General features: G+C 68.0%; 19 protein-coding genes, 1 tRNA gene and 2 pseudogenes. 16 read left to right on the top strand and 6 right to left on the bottom strand.

The features are described from left to right. Window positions 1-328: 328 nt before the first annotated feature. Window positions 329-1,789, top strand: a complete 1,461-nt coding sequence (gene dnaA / locus QQZ11_RS05235; protein ID WP_284550169.1) for a chromosomal replication initiator protein DnaA — start codon at window positions 329-331, stop codon at window positions 1,787-1,789. A gap of 401 nt (window positions 1,790-2,190) precedes the next feature. Here the strand turns inward: dnaA and QQZ11_RS05230 are convergent, their stop codons facing one another. Next, the gene (locus QQZ11_RS05230; protein ID WP_284549101.1) at window positions 2,191-4,530 is read right to left on the bottom strand and encodes a RecQ family ATP-dependent DNA helicase; all 2,340 of its coding nucleotides are present in this window, start codon (window positions 4,528-4,530) and stop codon (window positions 2,191-2,193) included. A 233-nt stretch (window positions 4,531-4,763) separates the two neighbouring features. On the opposite strand from QQZ11_RS05230, the gene dnaN reads away from it, so the two are divergent. From dnaN to QQZ11_RS05195, 7 genes are all read left to right on the top strand, one after another. Then, on the top strand, window positions 4,764-5,921 hold the full coding sequence (gene dnaN / locus QQZ11_RS05225; RefSeq protein WP_284549100.1) for a DNA polymerase III subunit beta: 1,158 nt from the start codon (window positions 4,764-4,766) through the stop codon (window positions 5,919-5,921). Between the two features lie 154 nt (window positions 5,922-6,075). Next, entirely contained in the window at window positions 6,076-6,987 is a 912-nt protein-coding gene (gene gnd / locus QQZ11_RS05220) for a phosphogluconate dehydrogenase (NAD(+)-dependent, decarboxylating) (RefSeq protein ID WP_284549099.1), read from the top strand. A 90-nt stretch (window positions 6,988-7,077) separates the two neighbouring features. After that, window positions 7,078-8,235: a DNA replication/repair protein RecF gene (recF, locus tag QQZ11_RS05215; RefSeq protein ID WP_284549098.1), complete on the top strand. Its 1,158-nt coding sequence runs from the start codon at window positions 7,078-7,080 to the stop codon at window positions 8,233-8,235. Next, on the top strand, window positions 8,232-8,843 hold the full coding sequence (locus QQZ11_RS05210; RefSeq protein ID WP_284549096.1) for a DUF721 domain-containing protein: 612 nt from the start codon (window positions 8,232-8,234) through the stop codon (window positions 8,841-8,843). Before recF ends, QQZ11_RS05210 begins: the two co-directional genes overlap by 4 nt. A 69-nt stretch (window positions 8,844-8,912) precedes the next feature. Further along, window positions 8,913-10,325 (top strand): hypothetical protein, encoded by a 1,413-nt coding sequence (locus QQZ11_RS05205; RefSeq protein WP_284549094.1) that lies wholly within the window; start codon window positions 8,913-8,915, stop codon window positions 10,323-10,325. Then, window positions 10,322-10,903: a hypothetical protein gene (locus tag QQZ11_RS05200; RefSeq protein ID WP_284549092.1), complete on the top strand. Its 582-nt coding sequence runs from the start codon at window positions 10,322-10,324 to the stop codon at window positions 10,901-10,903. The genes QQZ11_RS05205 and QQZ11_RS05200 overlap by 4 nt, the downstream gene beginning before the upstream one ends. After that, on the top strand, window positions 10,900-11,511 hold the full coding sequence (locus QQZ11_RS05195) for a hypothetical protein (protein ID WP_284549090.1): 612 nt from the start codon (window positions 10,900-10,902) through the stop codon (window positions 11,509-11,511). The genes QQZ11_RS05200 and QQZ11_RS05195 overlap by 4 nt, the downstream gene beginning before the upstream one ends. A gap of 41 nt (window positions 11,512-11,552) precedes the next feature. On the opposite strand, the gene QQZ11_RS05190 is transcribed toward QQZ11_RS05195, so the two are convergent. Continuing rightward, on the bottom strand, window positions 11,553-12,272 hold the full coding sequence (locus QQZ11_RS05190) for a hypothetical protein (RefSeq protein ID WP_284549088.1): 720 nt from the start codon (window positions 12,270-12,272) through the stop codon (window positions 11,553-11,555). Between the two features lie 301 nt (window positions 12,273-12,573). Between QQZ11_RS05190 and gyrB the strand changes: the two are divergent. The 7 genes and pseudogenes from gyrB to QQZ11_RS05160 all read left to right on the top strand — a co-directional run. Continuing rightward, a pseudogene (gyrB, locus tag QQZ11_RS05185) lies at window positions 12,574-14,520 on the top strand (DNA topoisomerase (ATP-hydrolyzing) subunit B); the annotation flags it as partial. 179 nt (window positions 14,521-14,699) lie between these two features. Then, window positions 14,700-15,011 (top strand): DUF2853 family protein, encoded by a 312-nt coding sequence (locus tag QQZ11_RS05180; protein WP_284549086.1) that lies wholly within the window; start codon window positions 14,700-14,702, stop codon window positions 15,009-15,011. A gap of 380 nt (window positions 15,012-15,391) precedes the next feature. Next, window positions 15,392-18,139, top strand: a complete 2,748-nt coding sequence (gyrA, locus tag QQZ11_RS05175; protein WP_022908896.1) for a DNA gyrase subunit A — start codon at window positions 15,392-15,394, stop codon at window positions 18,137-18,139. Next, a complete protein-coding gene (locus QQZ11_RS13590) occupies window positions 18,136-18,897 on the top strand; it encodes a DUF3566 domain-containing protein (RefSeq protein WP_342395060.1) in 762 nt (253 codons plus the stop codon). The genes gyrA and QQZ11_RS13590 overlap by 4 nt, the downstream gene beginning before the upstream one ends. Window positions 18,898-19,054: 157 nt before the next feature. Continuing rightward, window positions 19,055-19,128, top strand: a tRNA-Ile gene (locus QQZ11_RS05165). 127 nt (window positions 19,129-19,255) lie between these two features. Beyond that, window positions 19,256-19,435 (top strand): annotated as a pseudogene (locus QQZ11_RS13635) (cold shock domain-containing protein); the annotation flags it as partial. Window positions 19,436-19,492: 57 nt separating this feature from the next. Beyond that, complete coding sequence (locus QQZ11_RS05160; RefSeq protein WP_284549084.1) at window positions 19,493-19,843, top strand: DUF1294 domain-containing protein; 351 nt, start codon at window positions 19,493-19,495, stop codon at window positions 19,841-19,843. A gap of 12 nt (window positions 19,844-19,855) precedes the next feature. Here the strand turns inward: QQZ11_RS05160 and QQZ11_RS05155 are convergent, their stop codons facing one another. Together QQZ11_RS05155 and QQZ11_RS05150 are read right to left on the bottom strand one after the other, a co-directional pair. Beyond that, window positions 19,856-20,419 (bottom strand): dihydrofolate reductase family protein, encoded by a 564-nt coding sequence (locus tag QQZ11_RS05155; protein WP_284549082.1) that lies wholly within the window; start codon window positions 20,417-20,419, stop codon window positions 19,856-19,858. A gap of 111 nt (window positions 20,420-20,530) precedes the next feature. Continuing rightward, window positions 20,531-21,523 (bottom strand): aldo/keto reductase, encoded by a 993-nt coding sequence (locus QQZ11_RS05150; RefSeq protein WP_284549081.1) that lies wholly within the window; start codon window positions 21,521-21,523, stop codon window positions 20,531-20,533. A gap of 182 nt (window positions 21,524-21,705) precedes the next feature. Between QQZ11_RS05150 and QQZ11_RS05145 the strand changes: the two genes are divergently transcribed. Next, complete coding sequence (locus tag QQZ11_RS05145) at window positions 21,706-22,116, top strand: (R)-mandelonitrile lyase (RefSeq protein WP_284549079.1); 411 nt, start codon at window positions 21,706-21,708, stop codon at window positions 22,114-22,116. A gap of 10 nt (window positions 22,117-22,126) precedes the next feature. On the opposite strand, the gene QQZ11_RS05140 is transcribed toward QQZ11_RS05145, so the two are convergent. Together QQZ11_RS05140 and QQZ11_RS05135 are read right to left on the bottom strand one after the other, a co-directional pair. Beyond that, window positions 22,127-22,612, bottom strand: a complete 486-nt coding sequence (locus tag QQZ11_RS05140) for a YceI family protein (RefSeq protein ID WP_284549077.1) — start codon at window positions 22,610-22,612, stop codon at window positions 22,127-22,129. 59 nt (window positions 22,613-22,671) lie between these two features. Next, window positions 22,672-23,007: a hypothetical protein gene (locus tag QQZ11_RS05135; RefSeq protein WP_284549076.1), complete on the bottom strand. Its 336-nt coding sequence runs from the start codon at window positions 23,005-23,007 to the stop codon at window positions 22,672-22,674. Window positions 23,008-23,017 lie beyond the last annotated feature (10 nt).

Genomic DNA, 23,017 nt, shown 5'->3' with positions numbered 1-23,017 from the left:
ACGCCGTGGAAACGGGAAATGTTCGCGTCTCGCCTTGCAGCCGGGCAGTCCAGTCACTAGCGTTCACGGAACCAGCCCGTGTCTGCCATGGGCTCAACCCCCAGGTGCGACCGAGTGTGTACTCGCCAGCGCCTTCAAGGGTCACAACCACGGGTGTGACAGATCACCCCGCAGTTGTGGACAATGTCTGTGGACAACGTGTGATGACCCCTCTGATCCGATGGGGTGACCGCGGGTCCCCAGTTGTTGTCCACAGGCCGCGCACCCCCCGGGCGGTCGGTACGCAACGTGACAGCGGTCCGAACCGCGGAAGGAGTCACCCGTGTCAATGGAGGCGCGTTTCGGTCTGGACGACACGCCTCCGCAGGCACCGACTCTCGACAGTGCCTGGGCCGCCATCCTGGCCGGCTTCGACAAGGGTGGGCGGGCGTGGCTTCGCAGCGCGAAACCCCTGACCATTCACGATTCAACTGTCGTCATCGCCGTCCCCAGCGAGTTCCTGCGCGAGCGGCTCGAGTCGAACTACCGCTCCCAACTGGAGGAGAACCTCTCCGACCAGTTCCGGCGCGAGATGCGCATCGCCGTCACCATCGAACCCGACCTTGAGCTGAGCCTGGAGCCCGCCGAGGTCGACACCGGTGACGGTGACGTCGAGGTGACTCCCGGGATCGATGCGGAGCCTCGTCCACAGGCAACCGAGGCTGGGGACAGCCTTGTGGACAAGCAGGTGTTCGGGTCCTCGTCCTCGGGGGAGGAACTGCGGCTGAATCCCAAGTACACCTTCGAGACCTTCGTGATCGGGCCCTCGAACCGATTCGCCCACGCCGCCGCCGCCGCCGTGGCCGAGGCGCCGGGCAAGTCGTACAACCCGCTGATGATCTACGGCGAGTCAGGGCTGGGCAAGACGCACCTGCTGCATGCGATCGGGCACTACGTCAGCAAGTACTACCAGCGCGTGCGGGTGAAGTACGTCAGCACCGAGGAGTTGACCAACGACTTCATCAACGCGATTGCCGAGAACCGCGGCTCACAGTTCCGCCGCACCTACCGCGACGTCGACGTGTTGCTGATCGACGACATCCAGTTCCTGCAGTCGAAGATCCAGACGCAGGAGGAGTTCTTCCACACGTTCAACACCCTGCACAACGCACAGAAGCAGATCGTGATGACCTCCGACCGTCCGCCGAAGCTGCTGGACGCCTTGGAGCCACGCCTGCGCAGCAGGTTCGAGTGGGGCCTGATCACCGACATCCAGCCCCCGGACCTGGAGACCCGCTACGCCATCCTCAAGAAGAAGGCGGCGGCCGAGGGTTTGATGGCACCCGGCGAGGTGCTCGAACTGATCGCGTCCCGGGTCACCACCAACATCCGTGAACTCGAGGGTGCCCTGATCCGCGTCACCGCGTTCGCGAGCCTGAACCGGCAGAAGGTCGACCTGCCCTTGGCCGAGAAGGTCCTGTCTGACCTGATCCCCGAGGGAGGGGAGGGCCAGGTGACCCCGGATCTGATCATGTCGGAGTCCGCCGCGTACTTCGGTGTCAGCGTCGAGGAACTGATGGGCACCTCTCGCACCCAGGCGCTCGTGACCGCCCGCCAGATCGCCATGTACCTGTGCCGCGAGCTGACCGACCTGTCGTTGCCCAAGATCGGGGCTCAGTTCGGTGGCAAGGACCACACCACCGTGATGCATGCGGAGCGCAAGATCCGCGAACTCCTCTCGGAGCGTCGCGCCGTGTACAACCAGGTGACGGAGCTCACCAACCGCATCAAGTCCGCCGGGGCTCGCTGACTCCTGCCCTCGTCCCGCCCTTCCTGCCCTCGTCCCGCGCAGTTGCCCTGGGACTGGGGTGGGGCAGGTGCGCCCCATGCGGGCAACTGGTGCCGGACTGGGGCAACCGTGCTGCGTCGGGACGAGCTTGCCGAGAGATTCCAGTTGTCCACACCCTCGCGCACCCCAACTGTGGATGGCGGGGGACACGCGTCCCCATGCGGCCGCCCTCCACAGGTCAGGGCTCGTCGTCCCGTGCTCGTCCACAGGCCACCAACAGGACGAAACCCCGTCCGGTCACGCCGAACGGGGGTTGTCCACAGGTTCCACAGCAGAGAAGACGAAGACGACAACACATACATCTCCATCTGGAGTAAAGGTCAGTGGGCGGGTGGATGTGGGAAACCGCAGCGATGCACCGATCAGCCGACCGCAGCCAAGGCCAGGGGGAGCACCGCATCTGCTCCGGCCCGCCGCAGCAGTCGTCCGGCGATGGTGAGCGTCCAGCGCGAGTCGACCAGGTCGTCCACCAACAACACCGGACCATCGAGCGTCGCCAACTCCCGGGCCATCGCCTCAGGAACCGAGAACCGATCCCAGAGGTCCCGCACCCGGTAGGCGGAGTTGGTCGAGCCACGCAACGCCTCGGCGTGCGGGGACAGCTCCAGCGGCCCGATCAGTCGGAGCCGTCCGGCATGGGCCACACCCTCCGCCAGCGACTGCACCAGACGCGGACGAGTCACGCTGGGGACCCAGACCACGGCGACGGGACGTTCGTCCCACTCCCATCCCGCCAGCACCCGGATGACCCCCTTGGCGAGTTCGGGCGGAACCTGGGCGTCCAGGGGTCGTCCGTCGGCGTCGGTCGCGAAGACCTCACGCAATCGAGCGCCCCAGCCGAGGTCGGACCGCCGGGCCACCACTCGTCCCGGTGCAACCTGGTCATCGGGGGAGAGCTTGCCCTTGACCGGCTTGCCCCCCTCCCTCACGCCCAGGCTGTCCAAGCCCGTCGGCCACAGGGCTCGGGGCGCCAGTTCGACCCCGACCCGGTCCAGGGAGTCCTGCGCCCGCTCGAGAGTCGGAACGGTGATCTCGGTGGGGTACCAGGGACCGGCGCACAGATCGCATCGTCCACACGGTTGGGTGTGGGGGTCATCCAGTTGGCCAGTGATGAACGCCATCCGACAACCAGGTTCCACGTCGGGACGAAGATCCTCGTAGGCCAGCATCGCGTCCTGCTCGGCGACCCTCGCTGCCGCGATCCGGTCGTAGCGTTCGGCGTCATAGGTCCACGGGTGACCCGTCGTCGTCCACCCACCCGTGACGTTCTCGACGGCCCCGTCGACAGCCAGCACCTTGAGCAACAGTTCGAGGGGACCGCGTTTGAGGTCGACCCTTGCCTCGAGGGCAGCGACCGACAGCGGACGACCGGCGTCGGCGAGGGCCCCGACCACCGCGTCGGCCTTGGCCTGGGTGGGCATGGCGTTGGTGGCGAACCAGTGCCAGATCTCGCGATCCTCGACACCGGGCAGGAGCAGCACGTCGGCGCTCTCGGTGGCGCGGCCGGCTCGTCCGACCTGTTGGTAGTAGGCGACCGGCGAACTCGGGGCTCCGAGGTGGACGACGAAGCCGAGGTCAGGCTTGTCGAAACCCATCCCCAGGGCCGACGTGGCCACGAGCGCCTTCACCTCGTTGGCCTTGAGCGCCGCTTCGGCGGCCTCCCGTTCGGCCCCGTCGGTGCGGCCGGTGTAGGCGAGTACCCGGTGACCGCGTTCAGCCAGGAACTGCGCGGTCTCCTCTGCGGCAGAGACAGTGAGGCAGTACACGATCCCGCTCCCGGGCAGTGCCTCGAGGTGCTCGGCCAGCCACGCCAGGCGTCGAGCCGGCAGACCCACATCGAGCACCCCGAGCCGCAGTGACTGGCGAGCCAGGGCACCGCGCAGGGTGAAGACCTCGTGCCCACCCGCCGCCATCTGCTCGGCCACGTCGGCCACGACCCGTTCGTTGGCGGTCGCTGTCGTGGCCAGGATGGGAACCTCGGAGGGGAGCGCCGCGATCAGGTCTCGGATGCGCCGGTAGTCGGGACGGAAATCGTGTCCCCAGTCGCTGATGCAGTGGGCCTCGTCGATGACGAGCAGCCCGCAGCCAGCCACCAGCCGGGGGAGTTGCTCGTCCCGGAACCGCGGGTTGACCAGCCGCTCGGGGGAGACGAACAGCACGTCGACCTCGTCGGCGTCGAGCGCCCGCTCGACCTGGGACCACTCGGTGGCGTTGGCCGAGTTGATCATCGCCGCCCGCACACCTGCGCGCTCGGCCCCTGCCACCTGGTCGCGCATGAGGGCCAACAGGGGCGAGACGATCAGCGCTGGGCCGGCACCTGCCCGCCTCTGCAGCAGGGCCGAGATGAAGTACACCGCCGACTTCCCCCAGCCGGTGCGCTGCACCACCAGCGCCCTGCGGTGGTCGGCGACCAATGCCTCGATCGCCTCGAACTGTCCGGGGTGGAAGTGGGCATCCGCGCGGCCAGTGAGTGCAGCGAGCGCCGTTCGGGCCTCGTCGGCGAGACCCTGCCTCCCGCGCTGGGCCACCCGCGGTGAGGGTGTCGCCCTGTTCGTCGAACGGGAGCGTCCCGGTGCGGGAACGGCCAGTTGCCAGTCCTCAGGCGGCATGGTGTCGCCGAATTCGTCCGGTGGGGCATCGAAGGGTTCGTCCGGTGGCGTCGGGAAGTCCATGGGCTGGTCGTTCCCGTTCGTCGGAGTCATGGCCCCACTCTGACAGCCGACCCTGACATTTCCGGGCGAGCCTTCGGTCCGACCTGCCCGAGCACGTGCCGCAGCCTCCGTCTGCCACCAGAGCTCGACCCTCAGGTACCACTGGAGCGGCGAGTCGTGCCCGACCCACCCGGCTCGATATGCTCGGACGGCGCCTCTGGGCGCTCTCCTCCGTGGCACGGCTCTCCACAGCAGCAGGCCACTTCCACCGCTAAGGGGTTGCAGTGAAGATTCGACTGGATCGCGATGTCATGGCCGAGGCCGTCGCGTGGGCTGCGCGCAGCCTGCCGTCTCGTCCGTCCGCCCCGATTCTCGCCGGCCTGCTGATCAAGGCCGAGTCGTCCGGTGTGACCATGTCGAGCTTCGACACGGAGACCTCGGCGCAGATCCAGGTGAAGGCCAACGTCGTCGATGAGGGTGAGGCGCTCGTCTCGGGCAAGTTGCTCGCCGACATCGCCCGCTCGCTGCCCAACAAGCCGGTCGAGCTGACCGCCGAGGGTTCACGCATGGAACTCGTGTGCGGCTCTGCCCGGTTCACGCTGCAGACCTTGCCCGTGGCCGACTACCCCAATCTTCCCGAGATGCCCGCCGCCACCGGGAACGTCGAGTCCGACGTCTTCAGCCAGGCCGTCGGCCAGGTGGTCGTCGCTGCCGGCCGCGACGAACTGCTGCCCGTCTTCACGGGGGTGCGCGTCGAGATCGAGGGCGAGACCCTGTCGCTGCTCGCCACCGACCGCTACCGGATGGCGCTCAAGGAACTGCCGTGGAGCCCGGTGGGGTCGACCGCCGACGGCGCCGCGCTGGTTCCTGCGAAGGTGCTGGCCGAGACCTCCAAGTCGATGACCTCCGGCGAGTCGGTGACCCTGTCCCTTGCGAACTCCGGAGTCGGCGACGGCATGATCGGGTTCGAGGGCGACGGAGCAGGCGGCACCCGCCAGATCACCACCCGCCTGCTGAACGGCGAGTTCCCCAAGGTGCGCCACCTGATGAACGTCAATGCCGCGGTGAGCGTGCGTGCCACCACCGCCGACGTGATCGCCTCGGTCAAGCGCGTCGCCCTGGTGGCGGAGCGGAACACCCCGCTGCGGATGATCATCGGCGACGGTCAGATCGCGCTGGATGCGGCCACTGGTGACCAGGCCCAAGCCACTGAGGCCATCGAGGCCGTCGTCGAGAACCATGCCGGCGGCGAGATGATGGCCGCGGTCGGGTTCAACCCGCAGTACCTGGCCGATGCCCTCGGCGCGCTCGACACCCCCTACGTGTACTTCGCCTTCACCGCCCCGGCGAAGCCCTGCCTCATCCAGGGCCTGGAGCAGTTGGACGGTGACCCCTTGGGCGACTACCGCCACGTCATCATGTTGATGCGCCTGCCCAACTGATCCTCGGCGTCCCCCGGTCAGGAACGATGCCCACCGGGGCACCGACGCAACTCCGGTCGCCGTCCGGACCGTGTGGAACACTGAACAGGGCAGTGCAGCCCAGGGGCGCCAGCGCTCCTGAGTGCTCGACTCGTGACGACTGGAGGTCGTGGACATGCAACTCGGACTGATTGGCCTGGGCAAGATGGGCGGCAACATGCGCGACCGCCTGCGCGAGAAGGGTCACACGGTGGTCGGGTATGACCGCAACCAGGACCTGTCCGACTCCAAGGACCTCGCCGACCTGGTCGGTCAACTGACCGAGTTGCCCAAGGTGATCTGGGTGATGGTGCCCGAGCAGGTGGTGAAGTCGGTCGTCACCGAGCTGAAGCCGCTGCTGGGTGAGGGTGACATCGTCATCGACGGCGGCAACTCCAAGTGGCTCAACGACAAGGTGCACGGCGCCGACCTGGCCGAGTCCGGCATCCATTACCTCGACGTCGGTGTCTCCGGGGGTGTGTGGGGCAAGCAGAACGGCTACGCCCTGATGGTCGGCGGCGAGAAGGCCGATGTCGACCACGTGATGCCCATCTTCGAGGCCCTCAAGCCCGACGGGGAGTACGGCTTCGTCCACGCCGGAACGCTGGGTGCCGGCCACTTCACGAAGATGGTGCACAACGGCATCGAGTACGCCATCATGCAGGCCTACGCCGAGGGCTGGGAGGTGCTTCGCAAGGCCGAGGAGGTCACCGACGTCAACGCTGCCTTCGAGTCGTGGAAGGAGGGCACCGTCATTCGTTCGTGGCTGCTCGACCTGATGGTCAACGCGCTCAAGGCCGACCCCAACCTCGACGACATCGCCGGTGTCGCCCACGACTCGGGCGAGGGACGCTGGACCGTGCAGGCCGCCATCGACCTGGGGGTTCCCACACCCGCCATCTCGGCCGCCCTCTACGCCCGTTTCGTCTCCCAGCAGGACGACTCGCCAGCCATGAAGGCCGTGGCCGCCATGCGCAACCAGTTCGGTGGCCACGCCGTCGAGCAGGGACGACCCACCCAGACCAAGCCGACCCCACCGACCCAGTGAACGACCCGGTGGACGACCCGGCACCTGGGCCGTCCCCCGCACCCGTCGCGGAGACCACGCAGTCGGCACAGTAGAGACCCGGGAGGGGAGATGTACGTCGAGCACCTCTCCCTCGCCGACTTCCGCAGCTACACCTCCGCCGAGGTGCCGCTCGCTCCCGGCGTGACCGTCTTCATCGGCGCGAACGGCCAGGGCAAGACCAATCTGGTCGAGGCCGTGGAGTACCTGAGCAGGCTGGGGTCGCACCGGGTTTCGTCCGACGCCCCGCTGGTCAGGCTCGATGCCGAACAGGCCATCGTCCGGGGGCGCGTGAAGGCCGGTCGTGCCGACGGACGCAGCCTGCTGCTCGAGGTCGAGATCAACCCCGGACGAGCCAACCGCGCCCGCATCAACAAGGCCCCCCTGGCCCGCACCCGGGAGTTGTTGGGGGTGCTGCGGACCGTCGTCTTCTCACCCGAGGACCTGGCGATCGTCAAGGGCGACCCCAGTGATCGTCGGGCCTTCATCGATGCGGTGGTGACCACTCGTTGGCCGCGGATGGCAGGGGTGCGGGCCGACTACGACCGGGTCGTGAAACAGCGCAACAGCCTGCTGAAGGCGATGTCGGGCAGGTCGTTGCACCAGGCCGACGCCGAGGCGGTGGCGACCCTTGAGATCTGGGACGACCAGGTCGCCACCATCGGTGCTGAGTTGCTGCTGGCCAGGCTCGACTCCCTGGCCGAACTGATGCCGATCGCGACCGAGGCCTACGCCGACATCGCGCCCCAGAACAACGTGGTCACGGCCGACTACAAGACCGCGCTCGACCTCAGCCGCCCCGAGGGGGTCGACGCGCTCACCCGGGACGACCTGGCCGACCGCCTGCGGCAGGCGATGGCCGAACGGCGCCGTGACGAGATCGCCCGCGGGGTCTCGTTGGTCGGACCGCACCGCGACGACGTCGTGTTCAACATCGGGCGGCTGCCCGCCAAGGGGTACGCCAGCCACGGTGAGTCCTGGTCGCTGGCGCTGGCCCTTCGCCTGGGGACGTTCGGACTGCTGCAGGCCGATGGCATCGAACCCGTGCTTGTGCTCGATGACGTCTTCGCCGAACTGGATGCCACCCGGCGTGAGCGGTTGGCCGAGTCGGTGTTGCGCGCCGAACAGGTGCTGGTCACCGCTGCGGTCGGCGCCGACGTGCCGGCGGCCCTGGCCGGACGACGGTTCCGCGTCCGACACGGACTGGTCGAACCCGAGGACGAGTCATGACCGACCTGCCCGATCCCGGCCTCGAACCGGACCTCGATCCCGACGTGGTGGCCGAACGCCGGGCCGAACAAGCAGCCGAGGACGAACAGGCGTGGCGTGAGCACGACGAGCTCGGAACCGACCTGGCCAGCCAGATCGCCCATCGGGTCGCCGCCGGCGGGGCGGTGAACCTGCCTCCCAGCCGCGGCATCCGCAAACGTCGCCGACGCGCCGACCCGGTCAACCTGCGCTCCGGCTCCCACCCGGACGACCGCGACCCCCAGGAAGTGGGAGCCCTGCTGGGCCACCTGGTGAAGCAGCGTGGGTGGGGCAAACAGCTGAGCGTCCGCACGCTGCTGACCAGCTGGCCGGCCCTGGTGGGCGAGGTCAACGCGGCCCACTCCGCCCCCGAGGGCTATGACGCGGGGGTGCTCACGGTGCGGGCGGAGTCGTCCACCTGGGCCACGTCCCTGCGTTCGATCGCCCCCCAACTGGTGGCCGAACTGAACCGACGACTCGGCGACGGGACCGTCGTCCGCATCACCGTCGTCGGCCCGAGCGCGCCCAGCTGGAAGCACGGGCCCCGAGCCGTGCGCGACGGACGAGGGCCTCGCGACACCTACGGCTGAGCCGCGGGGGAGTGCGGTGGTCTGGATCGAGGGCGAGGGGGTGGCACGCGCGCTGGCTACGATGCCCGCATGAAGGACGTCGCCGCGTGGGGGAACCATGTCAGCGCGATGGTCTTCGGTGCCCTGCGGGTCTGGTGGACCCTGCTGCCCCAACTGTTGGCCGTCAACGCCCTGGGCTATCTCGGCCTCAAGGCGGCGCTGGTGGTGGCACCGTCCATCTCGAGCCAGCACGCCTGGCTGGCGGTGGTCGTGCTTGCGTTCGGTCTGGTGCTGCAGTTGTCTGCGGTGATCGTCTCGTTGCGGCTGATCGGTCGGGCCCTGAACGTCAGCGCCCTGCTGCCGGACGACGCGGTCACCGACGACCGGGACACGTCAGCGGCCCACCTGCTGGCCATCACCCTGCTGCCCTTCCTCGGCATCTACTCGGTCTTCGGACGAGTGCAGGACGTCGTCAACTCGCTGATCGCCAATGAGGTGGTGATCCGTGGTCTGGGCGAGCGCTCCGTGATGTCGACCCTCAGCCCGCGCACGGCCCACCAGTTGATGGTGGTCTCGATCGTGGTCGTGGTCGCCTACGTGGTGCGCCGCGGTGTCGACCTGCTGCACGAGAAGACGGACTTCCGCCCCCTGGGGCTGCTCGCGGCGATGATCGAGGCCTTCTTCATGCTGGTCTTCCTGCTGTCGGGCACGAGCCTGCTGCTGCGGCTGTGGTCGTGGTTGGGCGACCGGGCCTTCGCCGCGTGGTGGCGCACGGTGGCCGAGGGGTGGCGCACCTCCGCAGCCGAGGTCTCGCACCTGCTGCCCAGGGTTGTCTCGTGGCTGTGGCACCAACTGGCCGACCTGCTCTGGCCGCTGTTCAAGTCGGGGCTGGCCGAGCCGCTGCTGTGGCTGGCCGTGGCAGCGCTGGTCTACGGCAGTCACGTGCTCAGCCTCGCTGAGGTGTGGCGCCAGGGAGAGCCCCTGAGTGCCCATCTCGACCGGGAACACCGCATCGACCTGCGCAGGCGTGCCAAGCGGGAACACGTGCAGGCATCCAACCTGGCCCGCCGCACGTGGCTCGAGGTGCAGGAGGCCTTCTTCGGCGACGTCGACGACAAGTACCTGCCCACCTTCCAGTCGCTGCGGCTGGTGCTCGGCACCGGCCTGCCCTTCCTGGGGGCCTACGTGCTCTGCTATGCCCTGTTCAACTCCGTGGAGGAATCGCTGCTCCGGCTGGTGCTGGGCTGGATCGGCACCCGCGACAGCGTGTTCTGGGTGGCCTGGCTGAGCCTGATCAACCTGTTCACCAGCGTGGTGGGCGACTCGCTCAAGTACGCGCTGCTGGGCGTTGCCTTCGTCCGCACGCTGCAGGCCTTCCGGACCCGCGCCGATCCCAGCGCCCTCTCGGGTGACCCCGAGGTGGGGGTCCCGGTCGAGCAGGAGCAGCGGCCGGTTGCTGCGGGCTCGGTGGGTGCGCCGGCTGCCGTCGGGGGCCGATCATGAGGACCGGACGACGCGTCTCCCTGCTGGGGCTGGTCGTGGTGCTGGCGGCACTTCTGGCGGCTGGCTGGATCACCCAGTGGACGAAGCAGGACCCGCCGGTGGAGCAGCTCACGGCTCGTCCCGACCAGGAGGTGGTGATCAACGCCGACGGTCAGTCGGTGCGCTTCATGGAACTCACCGTCGGCCAGCTCTACAGCGACGGACGACGGGCACAGGCCACCCGGGCCCGCTACCTGCTGGTGACGGTGCGGCTGACCACCCCCAGGCAGCGCTCGATGATCTCGTTCGACTGTGAGGCCCAGCAGGGCGGCGACAAGTACCGGCCGATCGGGCTGGGCCGCACCAACTTTCCCGAACCGGGGCAGCGGACCTCGTCGGCGATCGCCTTCGAGTTCGACCCCGATCGTGCCGCCGAGCTGCGCATCGTCTGCAAGGAGAGCACCACGATCATCTTCCGCGACAGCACCGTCACCTTCGACCCCGGCTTGGGACGGGAGTCCGGACGAGCGCTGCTGCGGGCCTCGTCCGGGCGAGTCGTCGAAGAGGTCGACGCCACCACCGAGCCGATCCGCCCATGAGCACCCCTGCGCCCTCGAGCCGGTTCCCGCCCCCGGTCCAGGCCCCGCCCCCGGACCAGTTGCCGCCGCGGGCGTGGGCGCCGCCGGCCCCACTCCCCGCGGTGCGCCGGTTCCGCGACTGGTGCTTCGCCGTTGCCGTGCTGACCGTGGCCGCCGTGCTGTGCACCGGCTGGGCGGTCTGGGTCGAGACCCGCACCGGCACCTATCCGGTCGGCGTGCAACAGGGCGGCACCTTCACCGACCAGACCACGGGCATGCAGTTGTCGGTGCTGTCCTGGCGGGTCAGCCGATGGCTGCCGGACGGCGACAAGGTGCAGGTGGCACCGCAGGGCATGGTCTACCTGACGGTCGTGGCCCGGTGGCGGTCGGTGGGAGGCGAGGGTGGCTGTTCACTCGAGGTGGTCGGCCGAGGGCAGGAGACCTGGGACGAGACCGAGTACGTCGACGACCTTCCCTACTCGTGCACCAGCGAGGAACGCGCGCTCGGTTCGGGCGTCGTCTACCAGAACTTCGTGCTGCCCGAGGCGAAGCTGGGTGAGGTGCGCGGGGTGCGGGTGCCCCAGTCGATGCGGGTGAAACAGGGTCCGCTGCTTCGTCCCCCCGCCTGAGAGTCCCCCGGCCTGGGAGCCCCCCGGGTGGCCCGGACGGGTCAGGGGTCGGTCGTCTTCGGGTCGCGGACGACAGCGGGCACGCGCATGACGGTGGTGCGGGTGCCGAGCTTCCATCCGGACCCTCCCTGCTGGCTGAGGTCCTCGGCGCGGTAGCGCAGGTCGGCGACCAGCAGCACCACCTCCGACTCCACCGGTGTGCCGGGGTCGTCGAACTCGAAGCTCAGGAAGCACGGGACCGGCGGTGCTCCCGGGGTCAGCGAGGAGTACTGCGTGGACGAACCCAACTGCCTGGCCTCGCCGAAGTAGACCAGCGTCTGGGTGCTGACCTGGCGGGTGTTGGGCCGTGCGGCGAGGATCGCGTCGTCCAGTTCGTGGCCGGCGGTCTCGGGAGCGTTGACGACGGGGGAGTGGTGGCACGACCCCGAGATGGCCAGCTTCCACACCTTGTCGTACCTGTCGTTGCTCCACTCGGCGAAGCGTGGCGTGATGGCGACGGTGCCGGTGGTGATGGTGCTGCCGAAGGCCACGCGGGTCTGGGTGTCGCGTGCCTCGTCGAACCCGTGCAGCGACCAGACGAGCCCCACGACGATCGTCAGGGCCAGTACCGGGGTGACCACCTTCACCCATCTGGGTGCGAGGCTCCACGAACGAGGAGGTCGCCAGTCGGGGTCGAGGTCGTCCGGATCGGCCCAGATGCTGCCGTCGACCACGGGGGACGAGGCGCCCGCTGCCGCCTGCGACCACTCGTCCTCGTCCATGCGCGGCAGTCTAGGTCGCGACCGTGCCATCGACCCCCTGCACGGGCCTCTGGCTTCGATGTTCGGGCGTGTGAGTGGGGTAGAATGGACGAGTTGTGCGATGCGCCGTCAGGCACTCCCTGAGCGGCGCTCGCTGTGCCAAGCAGAGGAGCACGTGCGCGTGAGCCAGAACCATCAGTTCGATGCCACCATCGATGAGGCCGCACTCAAGGCCCAGCTCGACACTGACGAGCAGCCCATCGAACTCGACGACACCGAACGGATGGAGGGGCTCATCGAGCACGGTGACACCTCGGTCGCCGCGGGCTCCTACGACGCCTCGTCCATCCAGGTGCTCGAGGGTCTCGAGGCGGTGCGCAAGCGTCCGGGTATGTACATCGGATCCACCGGTGAGCGCGGTCTGCACCACTTGGTCAGCGAGATCGTCGACAACGCCGTCGATGAGTTCATGGCCGGCTACGGGGACCGGATCCGGGTCGAGCTGCTCGACGGAGGAGGTATCCGGGTCGTCGACAACGGGCGCGGTATCCCGGTCGACGTGCACCCCATCGAGGGCATCCCCACCGTCACCCTCGTCCTCACCAAGCTCCATGCCGGCGGCAAGTTCGGTTCCGGCGGCTACAAGGTCTCCGGCGGTCTGCACGGCGTCGGTTCGTCCGTCGTGAACGCGCTCTCCTCGACGCTGACCGTCGAGGTCGAGCGTGACGGGTCCCGCTACGCCCAGACCTTCCACCTGGGTGTGCCCGAGGCGCCGCTGGAGAAGGTGGGCACCTCGGACGCGACCGGCACCACGGTCACGTTCTACGCGAGCGATGAGATCTTCGAGACCACCCAGTACTCCTACGAGACGCTGGCCACCAGGTTCCGCGAGATGGCCTTCCTGAACAAGGGGCTGGCCATCGAGATCATCGACCTGCGCGAGGGCCACGTCGACGACCAGGGCGCCCCGATCCGCGAGGAGTTCCTCTACCTCAACGGCCTGATCGACTACGTCACCTACCTGACCGGCAAGAAGGACGTCGTGCACCCGTCGGTGATCGCCGTCGAGGCGCACAAGCCCGAGGCGGGCATGGGCGTCGAAGTGGCACTGCAGTGGAACACCTCGTTCCAGAACTCGGTGCACACCTTCGCCAATGCCATCAACACCCACGAGGGCGGCACCCACGAAGAGGGCTTCCGCGCCGCGCTGACCAACACGGTCAACAAGTGGGGCGAGGCCTGGGGAATGATCAAGAAGCGCGAGGACCGCGTCTCGGGTGACGACGTGCGCGAGGGCCTGACCGCCATCGTGTCGATCAAGCTGTCCGAGCCCCAGTTCGAGGGCCAGACCAAGACCAAGCTGGGCAACACCGAGGCCCGGTCCTTCGTCCAGCGTGTCGTGAACGACCGTCTGGGCGACTGGTTCGAGCGCAATCCGGCCGAGGGACGAGAGATCGTCCGCAAGTCGCAGGCCGCGGCGCTGGCCCGCATCGCCGCCCGCAAGGCCCGCGACATGGCCCGCAACCGCAAGGGGCTGCTCGGTGGTGGGGGACTGCCCGGCAAGTTGGCCGACTGCTCCTCGACCAATCCGGCCGAGTGTGAGGTCTTCATCGTCGAGGGTGACTCCGCAGGCGGTTCCGCCAAGGGTGGACGTGACCCGCGCACCCAGGCGATCCTGCCGATCCGCGGGAAGATCTTGAACGTCGAGAAGGCTCGACTCGACCGCATCCTGCAGAACAAGGAGGTCGAGGCGATCATCAACGCCCTCGGCACCGGTGTGCAGGAGGACTTCGACCTGGCCAAGCTCCGCTACCACAAGATCGTGCTGATGGCCGATGCGGACGTCGACGGGTCGCACATCCGCACCCTGCTGCTGACGCTGCTGTTCCGGTTCATGAGCCCGCTGATCGATGCCGGCCACGTCTACCTGGCCCAGCCGCCGCTGTTCCGGCTGCGCTGGACGAACTCGCCCCACGAGTTGGCCTACACCGACCACGAACGTGACGTGCTGCGCGAGGCGGGGCTCGCTGCCGGCAAGAAGTTGCCGACCGTGAACCCGATCCAGCGCTACAAGGGTCTCGGTGAGATGGACGCCTCCGACCTGTGGGAGACCACCATGGATCCCGACGGTCGCATCCTGCTCCAGGTGACCCTCGAGGACGCTGCCCGCGCCTCGGAGATGTTCGCGATCCTGATGGGTGAGGACGTCGAGTCGCGGCGCGCGTTCATCCAGCGAAACGCTCGCGACGTGCGCTTCCTCGACATCTGAGGCCTGTTCAGCAGTCGCGAACGCAGGCAGCTGTGCTTTGCGAGCTGACAACCCCGGACGCCACCGTCCGGGGTTGTCCGCCCCGTCGTCGAATGTTGCCCGAACCGGTCACATGGACGACGAATTCGGTCGAAGATGGGGGTGCGTCCAACGAGGGGCGCACACCTGAAAGGTCTTCGATGGACTACCTGGCAGACATCAAGAAGTACTCCGCGCAGGCGAACGAGGCAGTGGTGGCGAAGATGGCGCGCACCTACGCCCTCGCGCTGCAGAAGCAGGACTCCCGCACGGTGTCGTTCTCCGACCCGGCCGAGCTCGAGCGGGTGCGCACCAACTACGTCAAGAAGAAGTTGGGAGTCGCCGACTCGGACGAGTCCATCGATGCCGCCATCAAGAAGGTCGGGGCCAGCATCCATGGTCAGAAGAACCGGCTGACGGTGTACTACCTGCTGGCCGAGCACTACGGGAAGCTGTCGGTCTTCGGGGGCTGAGGTTCGTCCGGGGCTGCCCGCGTTCCGTCCCAGTTGCCCTCGTCAGGCGCACCTGCCCTGCCCCTCGACGGGGGCAACTGCACCCAACGAGGGCAGCTGATCCCGTGTGTGGGCAACTGGACGACGGCGGCCGCCAGCATCGCGCCGGACGTGGGGCAGGTGGTCCGGTATGGGAGCAACGCCACGAGTGGCCAGCCGGCACAGGCGGCACCCACGGCCAGGGCTGACCATCGTCCGACCACACCCCCTACTACGCGCGGGCGCGCGCGGAACAAGGTGTCGTCACGGGGGGTGCGGTAGGCTGGACGCGATCAGCGCGCCCGGGCCTTTCGCCATTGGTGGGCGCGCATTCGTCCAACACGTGAGGACCTCCCACCCACATGACTGACACTCCCGACGAGCCCACCCCCGGCACCGACGACATCCGCGACGAGGCGTCAGGCACCGCACCGGGGCAGGCAGCCGAGACGCAGTCCTTGGTCGATGACATCGAGGCCCCCAACCACGGCCGCATCGAGCCGATCGACCTGCGCGACGAGATCCAGAAGAGCTACCTCGACTACGCGATGAGCGTGATCGTCGGACGAGCGCTGCCCGACGTCCGCGACGGTCTCAAGCCCGTGCACCGCCGCGTGCTCTACGCGATGTACGACGGCGGCTACCGTCCCGACCGCGGGTGGAACAAGTGCTCCCGCGTCGTCGGTGAGGTGATGGGTCTCTACCACCCCCACGGTGACTCGGCGATCTACGACACCTTGGTGCGCCTGGCGCAGCCGTGGGTGATGCGCGCCCCGCTGGTCTCGGGGCAGGGCAACTTCGGTTCGCCCGGCAACGACAAGGCCGCCGCCATGCGGTACACCGAGTGCAAGATGGCTCCGCTCGCCATGGAGATGGTGCGCGACATCGACCAGCAGACGGTCGACTTCAAGCCCAACTACGACAATCGCGAGCAGGAACCCACCGTGCTCCCGGCACGGTTCCCCAACCTGCTGGTCAACGGGTCAACGGGCATCGCGGTCGGCATGGCCACGAACATCCCCACCCACAACCTGCGTGAGGTGTCCGAGGCCGTTCTCTGGTCGCTGGCCCACCCCGAGGCCAGCGAGGAGGAACTGCTCGAGGCCGCCATGGCCCGCATCCAGGGCCCCGACTTCCCCCAGGGCGCCCTGATCGTCGGCCGCAAGGGCATCGAGGACGCCTACCGCACCGGCCGAGGCCTGGTCACCATGCGCGCGGTGATCAAGGTCGAGGAGGACAAGAACGGACGACAGCTCCTGGTCGTCACCGAGCTGCCCTACATGTGCAACCCCGACAACCTGGCGCTGAAGATCGCCGAGCTGGTCAACGCCGGCAAGCTGTCGGGCATCGCCAACCTGGTGGACGAGACCTCAGCCCGCACCGGCCAGCGGCTCGTGATCGTGCTCAAGCGGGACGCCCAGCCCCGCGTGGTGATGAACAACCTGTTCAAGCACACCCAGCTGCAGGACACCTTCGGCTGCAACATGCTGGCCCTGGTCGACGACGTGCCCCGCACGCTGCGGCTCGACCAGTTCATCAGCCACTGGGTGACCCACCAGCTCGAGGTCATCCGCCGCCGCACCGCCTTCCAGCTGCAGGAGGCCGAGGCTCGCGCCCACATCCAGCGCGGTCTGGTGAAGGCGCTCGACAAGCTGGACGACGTCATCGCCCTGATCCGGGCGTCCCGCACCACCGAGGCCGCCCGTGAGGGCCTGAAGGACCTGCTCGACATCGACGACGACCAGGCCAACGCCATCCTCGAGATGCAGCTGCGCCGCCTGGCCGCCCTGGAGCGGGAGCGCATCGTCTCCCGCCTGGCCGAGCTCGAGGCCCAGATCGCCGACCTGGCCGACATCCTCGCCCGCGAGGAGCGCCAGCGCGAGATCATCTCGACCGAGCTGACCGAGATCGTCGACAAGTACGGCGACGAGCGCCGCACCCAGATCGTCGCGGCCGACGGCGACTTCTCCGACGAGGACTTCATCCCCGACGAGGACGTGGTCATCACCCTCACCCGCGGCGGCTACATCAAGCGCACCAACACCGACCAGTACCGCGTGCAGCGTCGCGGTGGCAAGGGAGTCCGGGGAGCGAAGCTGCGCGCCGAGGACGAGGTTGACGCCGTCTTCACCACCACCAACCACCACTGGATCCTGTTCTTCACCACCATGGGCCGGGTCTACCGGATCAAGGCGTGGCAGGTGCCCGAGGGTGGACGTGACGCCAAGGGCGGCCACGTCGCGGGACTGCTGAGCTTCCTGCCCGACGAGCGGATCGCCCAGGGCATCCAGATCCGCACCTACGACGACGCCCAGTACCTGCTGCTGGCAACCCGGAAGGGTCTGGTCAAGAAGACCGAACTGGCCGCGTACGACACCCCCCGCCAGGCCGGCGTCATCGCCATCAACTTCCGCGACGAGGACGACGAACTGATCGGTGCCGACATCGTCGGCCCTGAGGACGACGTGCTGCTCATCTCGAAGAAGGGCCAGGCGATCCGTTTCTCGGCGGCGGACGACCAGGTTCGTCCGATGGGGCGTGCGACCTCCGGCGTGACCGGCATGAAGTTCCGCTCCGACGACGAGTTGCTGTCGATGGCGGTGATCCGCTCCGACGCCGACGAGGACTCGCTGTTCGTCTTCACGGTCACCGACGGTGGCTTCGCCAAGCGGACCGCTGTGTCCGAGTACCGTCGCCAGGGTCGCGGCGGCCTGGGCATCAAGGCCATGCGCCTCAACGAGGACCGCGGGTCGCTGGTCGGTGGTCTGGTGCTGGGCGAGACCGACGAGGTGATCGCCATCAAGCAGTCCGGGCAGATCACCCGGTCGTCGGTCAGCGAGGTCGCGGCGAAGGGCCGCGACACCATGGGCGTGAAGTTCGTCGGCGTGCGGGGCGAGGATTCCGTGATCGCGATAGCGCTCAACCCGGAGGCACGCGCCAACCAGGCGTTGGGTGTCACCGAGGTCGACGATTCGGACGAGGGTCTGACCGAGGATGGCGGAGAGTCGGAGTCCACGGAGGCTGTGGACGACGATGCTGCCGGTAGCGTGGGCACGACGGAGACCGCTGACCCGGAGCCCGAGGGCGCCGACCAGGAGGATGAGCAGTGAGCGACAACACCCGCCCCGGCGGCCAGCCGCCCTCCTTCGGTCAACCCCCGGCCCAGCCCGCCCGACGGGGCGGCGCCAGCGTCCCGGGGACGAACGCGGCCGGCCGGCCCGGCTTCTCGGCCCCCGTCCAGGGGAGCACCGTGACCCCGGGTGGCCGAGCACCAGCGGACCCGACTGAGCCCAGCTTCGGCGAACGGGCGGCTGACCGTGCCAAGGATGTGTTCGGCTCGGCCCGTGGTGCCATGTCGAGCGCCGCCACCTCGGTGTCATCGGCCGCCTCGACCGCGGTGTCGTCAGTCGCCTCGACCGTCAGTGGTGACACCGACCGGGCCAAGGACGCGGTGCCAGGTGCACCGGCGGTCGCGGCCCGTGCTGGGTCGTCGCGGCGGACCCGCAAGGCGCGCCTCCGGTTGTCGCGGATCGATCCGTGGTCGGTGATGAAGACCGCGTTCCTGTTCGGGATCGCCGGCGGCATCATCTTCTTCATCAGCATCTGGGTGCTGTGGGGCGTCATCGTGGCCTCAGGGGTGTTCGAGAGCGTCAACCGAGCGGTGAACGACCTGCTCAACACTCCTGGTGCTGCCGACCGCTTCCACCTCGAGGACTACCTGAACGGCAACCGGGTGCTCGGCTTCGCGGCCATGATCGGTGCGGCCGACGTGGTGATCTTCACGGCTCTGGCCACGCTGTTCTCGTTCCTGTACAACCTTGCCGCCACCGTGATGGGTGGCCTCGAGGTCACCCTCGCCGAGGACTGACGGGCTGCTCCCGACGTCGGTTGAGTGCGCGCGGGGACGCCGGTTGAGTTGGGCGAGGACGAGTCCGTGTCGTAACCCCTCCGACGTGCTCCCAGATTTGGGTCGACGCCGACGGATCCGCTAGAGTTTCCACTTGCGTGACCGCCTCGGCGGTGACGGGCCTATAGCTCAGTCGGTTAGAGCGCTGCCCTGATAAGGCAGAGGTCACTGGTTCAAGTCCAGTTAGGCCCACCCTTTGCAACCCGCCCCTGACAAGGGGCGTTGTTGTTTCAGATGGTTTTCAGATTGTTGAAAGCCAGCGGCAGCGAGCAGTTGGTCGCGACTGGGTGATCGCCAGTTCAGCAACCCCGGAGGCAGGGTGAGGCAACACGGTGTCGTGACCCGCTGGAATGACGTGCGGGACTTTGGCTTCATCACGCCCAACGCCGGTGGTCCCCAGGTCTTCGTGCACGTCAGCGAACTACCGAAAGGTTCTCGTCCGGTGGTGGGAACAGCCGTCACCTACAGGGTCCAGGCCGACGATCGTGGGCGGCTTCGGGCCACCCAGGTCGACTGCGGAGGACGTCCGGGCCAAGCCCGCCGAGGAAGACATGGCGTGGGCGCTGCCGCAGCCGTGTCTCTCACCTTCCTGGCCGTGGTGGGCGCTCTCGCCGCCGTGAAGGTGCTCCCGATCGCAGCCTTGCTCGCCACTTTGCTGATGAGCCTCATCGCCGTCGTCCTGTACCGCCGGGACAAGTCGGCTGCACTTCGAGGCGCGTGGAGAACGCCCGAGTCGACGCTGCACGTGGTTTCTGTACTGGGCGGATGGCCCGGCGCGCTGATCGCCCAGAGGCTCTACCGACACAAGACCAGCAAAAGACCGTTCCAGATCGTGTTCTGGTGCACGGTCGTGGCCAACGGAGCATTGCTGGTCTGGCTCGCCTTCCCGCCGCCCTTCGACATCTGAGCAGTCGAGGAGTCAGTGCGAGCGGACGGAGTACCGCACGTAGACGACCCCGTTGTCGAACCGCCGCTCGTCCAACAGCTCCAGGTTGAGACGCAGACCGCGCGGCAGGGCTGGCTTCCCCCCACCCACCGCCACCGGGCAGAGCAGCAGTACGCACTCGTCGACCAGGCCGTGCCGGAAAGCCTCCGCGGCAATCCCCGCGCCGCCGATGCTCAGATCCGAATCGCTGCGTTCCTTGAGCAGCCGCACACCCTCCGGATCGAAGTGTTTCTCGATGCGGGTCCGCGCGGTCGACACCTGGGTCAGGGTCGAGGAGTAGACGACCTTGTCGGAGGCACGCCAGATCTGCGCGTAGTCACGAACCACGTCCGGCTCGTCCGCCAACCAGTCGTCGTCCTCCCAGACGCGCATGGTCTCGTACATGCGCCGTCCGTAGAGGGACGTTCCGATGCTGCGCTCGTGGTCGTTCCAGAACGCGTGCACCTGCTCATCCGGCACCGACCAGTCGAAGGCTCCGTTCTCGTCCTCGAGGTACCCGTCGAGTGAGACGTTGGCCGCATAGATCAACTTGCCCATGACACCTCCGCGAGATCAGGGCTCCAGCTTGCAGCGTTCAGCGCCCCCCGACAAGAGCGACCACGTCATCCTCGCGGTGGCACACCTATCCCCGGTGGTCCGCCACTGCGTTCAGAGGTTGGTCTGCGCCTCCAGGAATTCGGGGTAGCGCCCGCCCTCGATCTCGATCGCATCGGAGGCTGCCGTGAGAGCGTCCACGTCGGCTGCCGTCAGCTCGACATCCGCCGCGCCGGCGTTCTCCGCCAAGCGATGGGGCTTGGTCGTGCCGGGAATCGGCACGATCCATGGCTTCTGGGCGAGCAGCCAGGCGAGCGCAACCTGTCCCGGGGTGGCTCCCTTCGCGTCGGCGACAGACGTGACCACCTCGACGAGGGCGAGGTTCTTGGCGAGTGCCTCGGGAGCGAACCGGGGAATCTGGGCGCGAAGGTCCGTGCCCTGCTCGAACGTTGTCGAGGCGGCGACAGTTCCGGTCAGGAAGCCCTTGCCGAGTGGGCTGAACGGGACGAACCCGATGCCGAGCTCCGCGCAGGCGGCCAGCACACCTTCCTCGGGGCGCCGCCACCACAGGGAGTACTCGCTCTGGATGGCCGTCACCGGGGTGACGGCGTGGGCGCGGCGGATGGTGGCCTCGGCGGCCTCCGACATGCCCCAGTGCTTGATCTTGCCGGCTCGGATGAGCTCTCCCAACGCGCCCGCGAACTCCTCGATCGGCACCTCGGGGTTCACCCGGTGCTGGTAGTAGAGATCGATGACGTCGACACCGAGCCGCTGCAGCGAACCGTCGACGGCCGAAGCCACCTCGTCCGGGAGCAGCATGCGTCCGGTGGGTCGGCGCTCGGCCGGATCGATGTGCTGGGCGAACTTGGTGGCGATCACCACCTGGTCACGGACGGGTGCCAGCGCCTCACCGACCAGTTCCTCGTTCGCGTGCGGGCCGTAGATCTCCGCAGTGTCGAAGAAGGTGACTCCCAGGTCGAGGGCACCGCGGATCATCGTGATCATCTCGCCGCGGTCAGGTGACTGGCCGTAGCCGCCGGTCGTGGTCATGCAGCCCAAACCGATGGCTGAGACCTCGAGGCCTTGTCCGAGTGTGCGCAGGTGCATGGGGTCATTCCTTCGTCGTTGTCAGCACATCCCGAGCCACTGCTCGGTGCTCCATGCTGTCCACCGTAGGTCCCCGATTGGCCCTGAGGCAGTCCCTGCCAGTACACCCCTGCCAGGACACCCTTGGCGGTAGGCATGGTGGTGACAGACTCCGTGACAGGCCACACCAAAGGGAAGCCACCATGCAGATCACTCCCAGCTCCATCGACACGGTCAAGGGACCGGACGACTGGTTCACCGGCGACGTCTACATCGACACCGTCGCCGATGCGCCCGCCCCGTCACGGCTCTCGGCAAAGCTCGTCCACTTCACGCCCTCGGCCCGCACCCACTGGCATTGCCACCCCCTGAGCCAAACCGTCTTCGTCACCGAGGGTGTGGGCCTGTGCCAACGTCGCGGGGGGCCGATCGAGGTGATCCGGCCCGGCGACAGGGTGCTGTTCGAGGCGGACGAAGAGCATTGGCATGGCGCTGCGCCCAACCGGTTCATGGTGCATCTCGCCATCAACGAGGCGGACGCCGACCATGCCGTCGTCCACTGGCTCGAACCCGTCACCGATGCCGAATACGGCGCAGCGCCGCCCATCCGCTGAGCCTCAGGTCTCAACCGCCCGTCGACGTGCCCGTGCGTTCGAAGAGCGCGGCCACGTCGATGTCAACGAGGCGGCCGATGATGAAGGTCGGCACCCGCATACCCAGTCCCGTGCGATCGAGCCGGGCGGTCACGTGTACCTGCGCGTGGTCCTGGTCGGTGGTCGTCCCGCTCACGTGCAATTCGAGCGGGCAGGACGCCCCACGCGCCGACAGGGTCGACGGCACCGTCCACTGCGTCACCTGGGGTGTCGTCGGGCCGGTGTGCACGCTGATGACCGGATGGCCCACACCATCGAGCAACGATGGCTTCTGCAGGTCGCGGTCACGGTGGGCACTGCCGGTGTCCACCCTCGTCAGGTCGAGGTCGACCCGGGATGACACCACGGATCCATCCGCGTCGGTGACGACCCAACCAGCGGTGATCGGTAGGGTGCCCCGGGTGGTGGCGACCAGCTTGTCCCGCACCGAGAAGGTGGCCGTCGAGGACTCGGGCACAACGGTCCACCTGGAGTTCTCGCTCGGCACCGACGTCAGGTCAGGCCCGGACGGGGCGTTCATCGCGCGCCAGCCCTGTGAGCGACGAACGCCTCGGCAACGGTGTATCGCTCCACCCGGGAGGGCCCCGGCAGCAGCGCTGGGTCCTCACCGGGCACCAGCTGCGAGGTCATGACGACCTCGGCGAGCAGGTCGAGAGTGGACTCCGAACCGGTGACCAGCAGGATCGCCCGGCCACCGTCGGCCTGGCGCAGGTCGTAGCGAGCCACGATGTCGTCACGCAGGCGCTGGTTCGCATCGATCAGCGGTCTGATGCGTTGGGTGTCGGCGAGTTCGGCGGCCGCGAGCAGCTCGGGCGATTGCGGTCCATCGAAGATCATGAGTTGGGCGTGCATGGCGACTCCT

The organism is Aestuariimicrobium sp. T2.26MG-19.2B (assembly GCF_950101875.1).
GTDB lineage: Bacteria > Actinomycetota > Actinomycetes > Propionibacteriales > Propionibacteriaceae > Aestuariimicrobium > Aestuariimicrobium kwangyangense.
The sequence above is the reverse complement of the archived record's forward strand: the minus strand, read 5'-3'. Positions and strand labels throughout refer to the sequence as shown.

Coding starts and splice junctions, on each gene's coding strand:
- QQZ11_RS05155 (WP_284549082.1), bottom strand. CDS start 20,419: ATGGGCAAGTTGATCTATGCGGCCAACGTCTCACTCGACGGGTACCTC.
- QQZ11_RS05205 (WP_284549094.1), top strand. CDS start 8,913: ATGAAGGACGTCGCCGCGTGGGGGAACCATGTCAGCGCGATGGTCTTC.
- QQZ11_RS05230 (WP_284549101.1), bottom strand. CDS start 4,530: ATGACTCCGACGAACGGGAACGACCAGCCCATGGACTTCCCGACGCCA.
- QQZ11_RS05200 (WP_284549092.1), top strand. CDS start 10,322: ATGAGGACCGGACGACGCGTCTCCCTGCTGGGGCTGGTCGTGGTGCTG.
- recF (WP_284549098.1), top strand. CDS start 7,078: ATGTACGTCGAGCACCTCTCCCTCGCCGACTTCCGCAGCTACACCTCC.
- gnd (WP_284549099.1), top strand. CDS start 6,076: ATGCAACTCGGACTGATTGGCCTGGGCAAGATGGGCGGCAACATGCGC.
- dnaA (WP_284550169.1), top strand. CDS start 329: ATGGAGGCGCGTTTCGGTCTGGACGACACGCCTCCGCAGGCACCGACT.
- QQZ11_RS05210 (WP_284549096.1), top strand. CDS start 8,232: ATGACCGACCTGCCCGATCCCGGCCTCGAACCGGACCTCGATCCCGAC.
- QQZ11_RS05190 (WP_284549088.1), bottom strand. CDS start 12,272: ATGGACGAGGACGAGTGGTCGCAGGCGGCAGCGGGCGCCTCGTCCCCC.
- QQZ11_RS05180 (WP_284549086.1), top strand. CDS start 14,700: ATGGACTACCTGGCAGACATCAAGAAGTACTCCGCGCAGGCGAACGAG.
- QQZ11_RS05135 (WP_284549076.1), bottom strand. CDS start 23,007: ATGCACGCCCAACTCATGATCTTCGATGGACCGCAATCGCCCGAGCTG.
- QQZ11_RS05145 (WP_284549079.1), top strand. CDS start 21,706: ATGCAGATCACTCCCAGCTCCATCGACACGGTCAAGGGACCGGACGAC.
- QQZ11_RS05195 (WP_284549090.1), top strand. CDS start 10,900: ATGAGCACCCCTGCGCCCTCGAGCCGGTTCCCGCCCCCGGTCCAGGCC.
- gyrA (WP_022908896.1), top strand. CDS start 15,392: ATGACTGACACTCCCGACGAGCCCACCCCCGGCACCGACGACATCCGC.
- QQZ11_RS05150 (WP_284549081.1), bottom strand. CDS start 21,523: ATGCACCTGCGCACACTCGGACAAGGCCTCGAGGTCTCAGCCATCGGT.